The 8,629-nt window shown below is 66.8% G+C and carries 8 protein-coding genes; 1 reads left to right on the top strand and 7 read right to left on the bottom strand.

From position 1 onward, the window contains the following. Positions 1-319: 319 nt before the first annotated feature. The 4 genes from B9A24_RS01545 to B9A24_RS01530 all read right to left on the bottom strand — a co-directional run bounded on the left by B9A24_RS01545 (position 320) and on the right by B9A24_RS01530 (position 4,720). Positions 320-505 (bottom strand): hypothetical protein, encoded by a 186-nt coding sequence (locus tag B9A24_RS01545; RefSeq protein ID WP_084443374.1) that lies wholly within the window; start codon positions 503-505, stop codon positions 320-322. Positions 506-597: 92 nt separating this feature from the next. Next, positions 598-1,023 (bottom strand): response regulator, encoded by a 426-nt coding sequence (locus tag B9A24_RS01540; RefSeq protein WP_084443373.1) that lies wholly within the window; start codon positions 1,021-1,023, stop codon positions 598-600. Positions 1,024-1,046: 23 nt separating this feature from the next. Next, positions 1,047-4,361: a PAS domain-containing protein gene (locus B9A24_RS01535; protein ID WP_084443372.1), complete on the bottom strand. Its 3,315-nt coding sequence runs from the start codon at positions 4,359-4,361 to the stop codon at positions 1,047-1,049. A 65-nt stretch (positions 4,362-4,426) separates the two neighbouring features. Beyond that, positions 4,427-4,720, bottom strand: coding sequence for a hypothetical protein (locus B9A24_RS01530; RefSeq protein ID WP_084443371.1), 294 nt, complete (start codon positions 4,718-4,720; stop codon positions 4,427-4,429). A gap of 232 nt (positions 4,721-4,952) precedes the next feature. Between B9A24_RS01530 and B9A24_RS01525 the strand changes: the two genes are divergently transcribed. Further along, entirely contained in the window at positions 4,953-5,132 is a 180-nt protein-coding gene (locus B9A24_RS01525) for a hypothetical protein (RefSeq protein ID WP_200813845.1), read from the top strand. A gap of 123 nt (positions 5,133-5,255) precedes the next feature. Here B9A24_RS01525 and B9A24_RS01520 read toward each other — a convergent pair whose 3' ends face one another. Genes B9A24_RS01520 through B9A24_RS01510 form a run of 3 tightly spaced genes read right to left on the bottom strand, consistent with a single transcriptional unit; the run spans position 5,256 to position 8,346 of the window. Next, complete coding sequence (locus B9A24_RS01520; protein WP_143434695.1) at positions 5,256-5,825, bottom strand: recombinase family protein; 570 nt, start codon at positions 5,823-5,825, stop codon at positions 5,256-5,258. Between the two features lie 21 nt (positions 5,826-5,846). After that, a complete protein-coding gene (locus B9A24_RS01515; RefSeq protein WP_084443369.1) occupies positions 5,847-6,269 on the bottom strand; it encodes a response regulator in 423 nt (140 codons plus the stop codon). Between the two features lie 37 nt (positions 6,270-6,306). Continuing rightward, the gene (locus B9A24_RS01510) at positions 6,307-8,346 is read right to left on the bottom strand and encodes a PAS domain-containing sensor histidine kinase (RefSeq protein WP_084443368.1); all 2,040 of its coding nucleotides are present in this window, start codon (positions 8,344-8,346) and stop codon (positions 6,307-6,309) included. Between the last annotated feature and the right edge of the window lie 283 nt (positions 8,347-8,629).

Here is an 8,629-nt window from a genome sequence, read left to right as displayed (position 1 = left end):
GGGCCAGCAGAAACTCAATGACGGGGCGCAAGTGGTCGGTGCGCGGGTCGTGACCAGGACCGTGCTCGGTACCGGCGGGGGCAATGCTTAGTGTGCTCACCCTGGGGTTTTAGTGCGTACCTTGTCCAATAATTTATTGAAAACTAACTAATTAGGCTTATCGTCGCATCTTTTTCCCGGCCTGCATGACATATGATTCTCGTACCCGTCTCGGGGCGGTGCAGGCACTCCAAATACTCGGTTAATCTTTTCATTGGCTGTTCAAACGCTCTGCTCGGGGTCCCCTCAGAAAACGGAAAAGATGGCACGTGAAGCCATTTCACTCGTGCTCCTGGGCTTCCAAGCAGGCGATTACCTCGTCCAGCGTTAAGGTGCCCCGCACGAATTGGTCCAGTAGCATCCGCTCGTATGCCTTGGGCATTAAGTGGCCGCCCTGCGCCATGCGCAGGGCGGCCGTGACCAGGCGCTGCCGGCCGTGCTCGGTGGTCAATGGGTAATCTTTCATGCCCCAAATTTTTCACCGGCATCCCATACTTACAAGCCGAACAAAGGCCTGCCAGGGGATAAATAACACGTATTTGGGGTTGGCCAGCTGTTTTAAGTACTGGGCAGCGGGTGGCCGAAATGCTCGTGCAACAGCTGGGCGACTTTGGCTTTGGACAGCGGCTTGGCGATGGTGCCGGCGACGGGCAAGGTGCGGAGCCGCTCGGCGTCCCGGGGGTTGAGGGAGGTGGTGAGCATGAGCACCACGCTGGCGCCGCGGCGGGCCGGGGGCAGCTGGGCGTAGGCTTCGAGAAACTCAAAACCGTTCATCACGGGCATGTTGATGTCGAGCAGGATGAGGACCGGGCAGGTGGGCGCGCCCGGCTCCGGGCAGTGCTCGGGCAGCAGGTCGAGGGCCTGGCGACCGTTGGGGGCCACCAGGATGCGGGCGGCGACGCCCAGCCGCTCCAGGAGCAGGCGGTTGAGGTAGTTGGTGGTCTCGTCGTCATCGACGAGCAGGACGCAGGGGAGCTGAGGCATCGGGGGCGGGAGTACGCGGGGGCTTACGCAGTTGGGGTGTCGGCGACTGGAAAGTACACGAAGAAGGTAGTGCCGGTACCTTCCTGGCTGTGGACGTCGATGCGCCCCCCGGCGTTTTCGACCATGCGCTTAACCATGAACAGGCCCACGCCGGTGCCCTCCACATGGTCGTGGAAGCGCTGGAACATGCCGAACAAGCGCGGCTGCTGAGCCAGCGGAATGCCCAGGCCGTTGTCGTGCACTTCGAGCACCTGGTAGCCGGGCACGGCGTGGCAGCTGATGGCCACGTGCAGGGTACGGTGCGGCGAGCGGTACTTGAGGGCGTTGCTGAGCAGGTTGAACAGGACCGAGCGCAGGTTTTTTTCGGCGAAGAGCAAGGGCGGGCACTGCGCCACGTCGCGGGTGAGCCGGGCCCCCGACGCGGCCAGCTGCGGGGCCAGGTCGAGGCACACGTCGTCGAGCACGGCCGGCACGCGGACGGCTACGGCGGCCGGGGCGTACTCCTTTTGCAGCCGGGTGATGTCGGTGAGGTGGTCGAGGGTGCGCTGGAAGCGTTCCACCGAGCTGGCCATGCGGGCGAGGATGGGGCCGACCGGCAGGGCGGCAGCCAGGTCAGCGGGCAGCTCCTCGTGCAGGGCATCGAGCAGGCCCTCAATGTTGGCGATGGGCTGCTTGAGGTCGTGCGAGGCGGAGTAGATGAAGTTGTCGAGGTCGGTGTTGGTGTGGGTGAGCTGGCGGTTGGCGGCCTTAAGCTCCGCGTTGGCCTGGGCCAGCTGCTGGCGGGCGCGTACCTGGTCGGTGACTTCGTAGGCAAAAACCAAGGCCCCGTCCACGGCCCCGCGCTCGTCGCGGCGGGCCTGGTAGGTGAACGTAAAATAGATTTCCTCCAGCGGGCCACCCGTGCGGCGGGCCAGCTGCACAGGCAGCTCCTGGACCACGTAGGTGACGCCGGTTTGGTACACCTGGTCCAGGCGGGCAAACACGTCGGTGCCCGCCAGCTCGGGCAGGGCGTCGAGCAGCGGCAAGCCCAGCAACTCCCGGCCGGGGAAAATCTGCTGGTAGGCCGGGTTCACCAGCTGGTACGTCAGAGCGGGGCCGTCGAGAATGACAATCGGGGCGGGGGCCTCCATGAACAAGTTGTGCAGCTGCGCCTGCTGGGCCTCGCGCTGCCGGCGGGCCCGCACCCGCTCGGTGACGTCGGTGGCAAAGATGGAAATCCCCACGATGTGCCCGGCTTCGCGCGTGGCCTGGTAGGTAAAATCGAAGTACGTATCCCGGGGCGGCTGGCCGTCGGTCCGGGTCACGGGCAGGAGCATCTCCAGCCCGAAATACGTCTCGCCGGTCCGAAGCACCCCGTCGAGCAGGGCCAGAAAGCCATGCTCCACGGCTTCGGGCAGGGCCTCGGCTACGGTGCGGCTCACCAGCTGGCGGTCGGGAAACAGCTGCTGGTAGGCGTCGTTCACGTACTCGAAACGGTGGCCCGGCTCGCGCAGCTGGGCAATGCAGGCCGGGGTTTGCTCGAATAGCTGATAAAACGCCTCGCGCTGGGCGGCGGCCTGCTCGGCGGCGGCCAGGGCCTGGGCCTGGGCCGCCTCGGCCTGCCGGCGGGCCCGCACGCGGTCCGTCACGTCGAGGATGAAGCCGAGCACGGCGTGGGGCGGCTGCTGGCCGTGGCGCAGGGGCAGGTAGGCCAGGTCCAGGTACATTTCCTGTTGCTGCCCGGTGCGCGGGTCGCGGGCATAGGCGGGCACCTCCTGCCCCTGGTAGGGCTCGCCGGTGCGCAGCACCCCCCGCAGCGAGGCCAGAAAGCCCTGCTCTGCCGCTTCGGGAAATACCTCTACTGCCGGGCGGCCCGGCACGACCCGGCCCTGTGCTAGGTGCTGATACGCCTCGTTGAAGAAGCCGAAGCGCAGGTCTTCGCCCTCGAACGTCACCACGCTGGCCGGCAGGGAAGAGAGAATGCTGGTCAGCAGCTGATCTTGTTCTTCAATCTGCTGCTGGGCCCGCTTCAACTCGTCGATGTCGAGGGTAGAGCCGAACCACTGGCGGGGCCGGCCGGCGGCTTCGGCATCGGCCAACGGCTCGGGCGTACCCTGGCTGGTAATCCAGCGGTAGTGCCCGTCGGCTCCGCGCAGGCGAAACTCATAACGCCAGGGGCGGCCCTGGGCCAGGGTTTCGCCCAACCCCTGCACCACGGCCGGCCGGTCGTCGGGGTGGACGAACTGGGGCCAGGCGGCGGTGAGGTCCGTACCGGGCTTCATGCCCGTGTAGGCGTACCACTGGGGGCTGAGGTAGAATACCTGCCCGGCCTGGTCGAAGGTGAAGCTCATGCCGGGCTGGCTCTCCGTTACGCGCTGCAGCTGCTGGGCCGTGGCTTCGGCCTCGGCGCGGGCGTGGCGCAGGGCCTGGGTGCGCTCAAACACGCGGGCTTCCAGCTCCTGGTTGAGCTGGGTTAGCTGGCGGGACTGCTCCTCCAGCAGCTGGCGGGCCCGCACCTGCTCGGTGACTTCGATGCCCACCGTTATCAGGCCCGTGACCTTCCCCTGCGCGTCGTGCAGGGGCTGATAGGTGAAATTGTAGTAGCCCAAGGCCGGCAGGCCGGCCTGGGCGCGGTCCAGCACGGTCGGGCGCTCCTGGAAGGCCACGGACTCGCCGGTGCGCAGGGCCGTGGTGAGCAGCTCCTCCAGCCCCTGGCCTCCCAGGTCGGGCAAGGCCTCAAACAGGGGCCGGCCCAGCGCGGGCGCCACCGGCCGGCCCCACAGGGCGCCGAGCGAGGGGTTGGCCAGCTCCACCACGAACTCGGGGCCCCGCAGAATGGCGATGGGCACCGGCGCCTGCTCGAAGGCCCGTGCCAGCGCCGCGCGTTGCTCCTCGGCGTCGGCGCGGGCGGCTCGCTCGGCGGCCTGGGCCCGGCGCAGGGCTTCTTCCACCGGGCCGCGGGGCTGGTCGGCCGTGTCGGTAAAGCTCACCAACAGGCCCTCGCCCGACCGGCGGGCGGCCAGCCGGCAGTAGTTGTCGGAGCCGTCGGCCTGGTAGTTGACGTCGTAGTGGCGGGGCTCCCCGCTCACAAAGGCGTCCACGAGGAACTGGAAGGTGCCGTGGGCAATGCTGTGGGGCCACTGCTCGTGGTGCGTGCGAGTGGGCACTTCCGGCATGCGCATCATGCGCTGGGCCGCCGGGTTGAGGTAGACGAAGGTGAAATCCACAACGTCGCCCGCCGGGTCGTAGAGGGGGGTGTAGTAGATAACGCCGGTGAGCGAGACGGCCAGCAGGTCGCGCAGCAGGTCGTCGGCGGGCAGGGAACGCAGCGGAAAGGATACCGGCGGAACGGAGGGCATAGGGCGCACTTCAAGAACGATGATTCGGGGCCTCAGGCACCCTGTCGACTGAATACGGGAAGGAGCTACGCGGGGGTGCCGTGGTGCGCGCGGCAGGCTTCGGCGCGCACCAGGGCAAACAGCTCCTCCTCGGACACATTGAGCACCCGCGCCAGCTGCTGCAGCTCGCCGATGGTGCTGGGGCCGGGGCGGCGCTTGCGCGAGTCGTAGGGGCGGGCCGACACGCCCCAGGCGTCCACAATGCGCTTGCGGGTGCCGGCTACTTCCGGCAGTTCGGCCAGCGTGCCGGGGTGATGCCCGCGCGGCGGGCTGGTCAGTGGCTTGGTAAAGACGACGGTGGGCGCAGGCACTTTAGGCATTGAAGAAAGGCAAAAAAAGCCCAGAATAAAGCGCGTAAGGTAGCTCTTCTACGCCGTGTGTAGCCCAGCCAGCCAAAACTGAGTTCGCAGGCTTACTTAGCGCCTGCCAGGGCGCAATCAGGGTTATCTTACGGGAGGCTTTCGTCGACGGAGGGTCGGAGAAGTCGTGGTCACCGCGCCCGTTCAGGTAGCGGCAGGCGGCTGGACCCTAGACGGGTTGGTGGAGGTCGAAATGTCCTCCCGCCACTCGGCGGGGCAGCGCCGCCTGCCCGAGCTGCTGGCTAAGGGCGCGGCCGCAGACCCCGTGATTGTCGCCGAGCGCTCGCGGATGGGTCGCTCACTGCACCAGGTGCCGGCCCTGAATTACCCGGCCAAGCTCCTGCGGCCGCTGAGCCCGAATGCCTCCGCGTAAGTAGCCGAGTCGGCGGTTTTCCCCTAGTTGTGTAACAATACCCGTCTTACTGGATATGATTGGGTCTTGTCACCTTTCTTAAACCAACGGGTAGAATGGGTGACCAGCCGATCCCTGGTTATCCTATTCGGTCGCCCGTTGGGCTAAGCGCTGAACTTGTTTGTGGGTAAACTGGCAGCCACGGCGGGTGCGAAAGCCCAGGCTCTCCAATTCCTGCGCAATCTGATTATACCCGTGTCCCTGCGCCCGGCGGGCCAGGATCAAGGCCGTGGCCTGGCGATTGGCCTCGTGCGTGCGTGCATTCTGCTGCCGGACGGCCAAGCCCTGCGCCTGCGCCGCGGGCGTGAGGTTCGCGGGGGTGCCCAGTTGCTTGCCTTGGGCCTTGAGCACCTGCAGGGCCCGGCGGGTACGCTCGCTGATCATGTCGCGCTCCTGCTCGGCCAGGGCCGCGAAGATGGGCACGGTAAACTTGTTGGCTTGGGGCTGATCACAGGCCACGAACTCCACCCCCGACTCCATCAGGGACGCAATGGCCCTGGTTACAAGGGTGGTCCACCAGGTAAACGGGTGGGGTAGCGGGGGCCTGCGACTTGAAGGCAAAGAGGGCCTGGAGGTCAACACGTCGGGAATCTTCCGGGCTTCGTCGGAGGAGTCGAACTCGCCGTGCAGTTCCACGATGACACGATGCCCCACCGGGTCAGTCTACTGGCCACCTCACTCGGCTGCTCCCTGTCGCCCGAAATGGATGTAACGCAGGGAATCGACTTTCTCTTGGTTCAGGGGTTTGTTCAGGAAGCCGGCGATGGGCAGGTTGTTGGTGCGGTCCAGGTCCTGCGTGTGCCCGGACGAGGTGAGAATAACGATGACGGCACTTTGCTGCTGCGTGGCGGGCAGGGCCCGGACGGCTTCGAGGAACTCGAAACCGTCCATGACGGGCATGTTGAGGTCGAGCAGGACCAGCACGGGGTTGGTGGGGCTGAATGGGCCGTTGGGCTGGGCCAGGATTTCCAGGGCCCGGGCGCCGTTGCCGGCCACCAGCACCTGGTCGCACACGTGGAGGCGGAGCAGCAGTCGCTGGTGAAGAAAATTGGTGGTTTCGTCGTCGTCGACCAGCAGGATAGTGGGAATGCGCTGCATAGCAAGGATAAAGGGTGGCGGCCGGCCCAAAGCAACATTAAAGCGCCGGCGTCATGTGGGCAACCGCGGGCGCGGGGAGCGTAATGGTGAAGGTGGTGCCCACGCCGGGCGTGCTCTGCACGGCGATGGTGCCGCCCGCGTTTTCCACGATGCGCTTGACCATGTAGAGGCCGATGCCCGCGCCCTCGACGTGGTCGTGCAGGCGGCGGAACAGGCCAAAGAGCTTGCCTTGCTGGTCATCGGTCAGGCCGAGGCCGTTGTCCTGCACGTCGAGCACCACGGGGCCGTTTTCCTCGCTGCGGCAGCGCAGCCGCACCCGCGGCGCCCGGTCGGGGTCGCGGTACTTCACAGCGTTGCTGAGCAGGTTGTACACGATGCTGCGCAGGTTCTTGGGCGCGAAGGACACCCGCGGGCAGCTGGCCACGTCCACGGTTAGTTGCGCGGTGCTGGCGCTGAGCTGCTGGGTCAGGTCGAGGCGGATGTCGTCGACGAGGGTCGCCAGGTCCACGGTTTCGGCGGGCTGGGCGTCGGCCCGCTGCAGCTTGGTCAGGTCGGTGAGCTGGGCAATGGTGAGCTTAAACCGGTCCACGGCGTGCTGCATGCGGTCGAGCAGCGGGGCCACGTCGGGGGCCTGCCGCAGGGCGGCGGGCAGTTCTTCGCACAGGGCGTGCAGCAGGCCTTCGAGGTTGGTGATGGGCGTTTTGAGGTCGTGCGAGGCCGTGTAGATGAACGTGTCCAGGTCGTTGTTGGAGCGCATGAGTTGGCGGTTGCTTTCGGTGAGCGCCTGGTTGGCGTCCTGTTGCTGCTGCCGGGCCCGCACTTGCGGGGTCACGTGGAAACCGAAGATGGAGATGCCCGCGACCTGGCCGGCTTCGCGAAAGGCCTGGTAGGTGAAGTTGTAGTACTCTAGCCGGGCCGGCTGCCCGTCGGCCGGAGCCACCTGAAAGGGCAGCTCGGCGCCGAAGTAGGTTTCGCCGGTGCGGTACACGCGGTCGAGCAGGTCGATAACGCCTTGCGCCTGGGCTTCGGGCACGGCGACGGCCAGGTCGTGGCCCACGAGTGGCCGGCCCGGAAACAGGGCCTGGTAGGCGGCGTTGACGTAGTCGAACCGGTGGCCGGGCTGTCGCATGAGGGCCACCAGCGCCGGCGTTTGCTCGAACACCTCGTGGAAGGTGTTGCGCTCGTTCAATTGCTGCCGGGCAGCCTCTAGCACCTCGGCCTGGAGCGCCTCGGCGTGCTGCCGGGCCAGTACCTCCTCGGTGACGTTGTAGGCGAAGATGGACACGCCCGCCGTGCGGCCGTGCTCCTCGTACGCATCGAAGGAAAAGGTGAAGTAGCAGCGCGCCGCCGGTCCGTCCCCCACCGTGAGGGTGAGGGCCTGCTCGACCCCAAAAAAGGAGTCGCCAGTCGCGTAAACGCCGTCGAGCGCCGGTACCACCGCCTGCGCGAGGGCGGCGGGGAATACCGCTGCCAGGGGGCTGCCGAGCGGCAGCAGGCGGCCCGAAAAGAGCCGTTCGAACGTGGGGTTGGAATATTCGAACGCGTGCGCCGGGCCGCGCAGTACGCAGATGGCCGCGTGGGTCCGGCCCAGGTAGCGCGCCAAAGTGGCGCGCTGGCGCTCGGCGTCGGCGCGGGCCACGGTTTCGGCGGCCTGGCTTTCGCGCAGGGCGGTTTCCACGGCGGCGCACGGCACGCGGGTAATGTCGGTGAAGCTGGCCGCCAGCTGCGCGCCCTGGCGCCGGGCGGCTACCCGGAAGGAGTGGTCCAGGTCGTCGGCCGTGTACCGGACCTCGAAATGGTCGGGTTCGCCGGTTTCCATCACGCGGCAGCAGAAGGCCAACAGCCCGTTTTCGCGGGCGTTGGGGAAGAGCACCAAGAAGGATTCTTCGGGCCGCTGCGCCTGGCCCAGGAACTGCTGGGCGGCGGGGTTGAGGTACGCGCAGGTAAAGTCCGTGACGTCGGCCCCATTGGGGCTGTAGCGGGGGCGCCATAAAGCCAGCGCGGTGAGGGAAACATCCAGCAGGGCCTGGAGGTCAGCAGGGGACGGGGTCGGCCGGTCGGCTGGAGGGGAGAGCATGCGGAAGCGTAAACGAAAAGGCGGGGGCCGAACAAGTGGGTACCGTTTAAACGGGGGCTAAAGTACTACCGCTCCCGCTTCCACACAAGACCGACGGGCGGGTAAAGGCCTGGGGACCTTGGGCCGGGAGAGCGGCCGTTGGCGTTGGCAGCGGGTGGCGCAGTTTGAAAGCGCCCTTATCAGCCAGCGGGTGCGCGCCGGCATGGTGCGGGCCAAAGCGTCATATAGGGCGTCACGTTGAAGTCAAACGCCAGGGTGCGCGCCGGCATGGTGCGGGCCAAAG

The sequence above is a fragment of the Hymenobacter roseosalivarius DSM 11622 genome (genome assembly GCF_900176135.1).
Lineage (GTDB): Bacteria > Bacteroidota > Bacteroidia > Cytophagales > Hymenobacteraceae > Hymenobacter > Hymenobacter roseosalivarius.
Note: the sequence above shows the minus strand (reverse complement) of the source record. Positions and strands in the feature narration are given on the sequence as shown.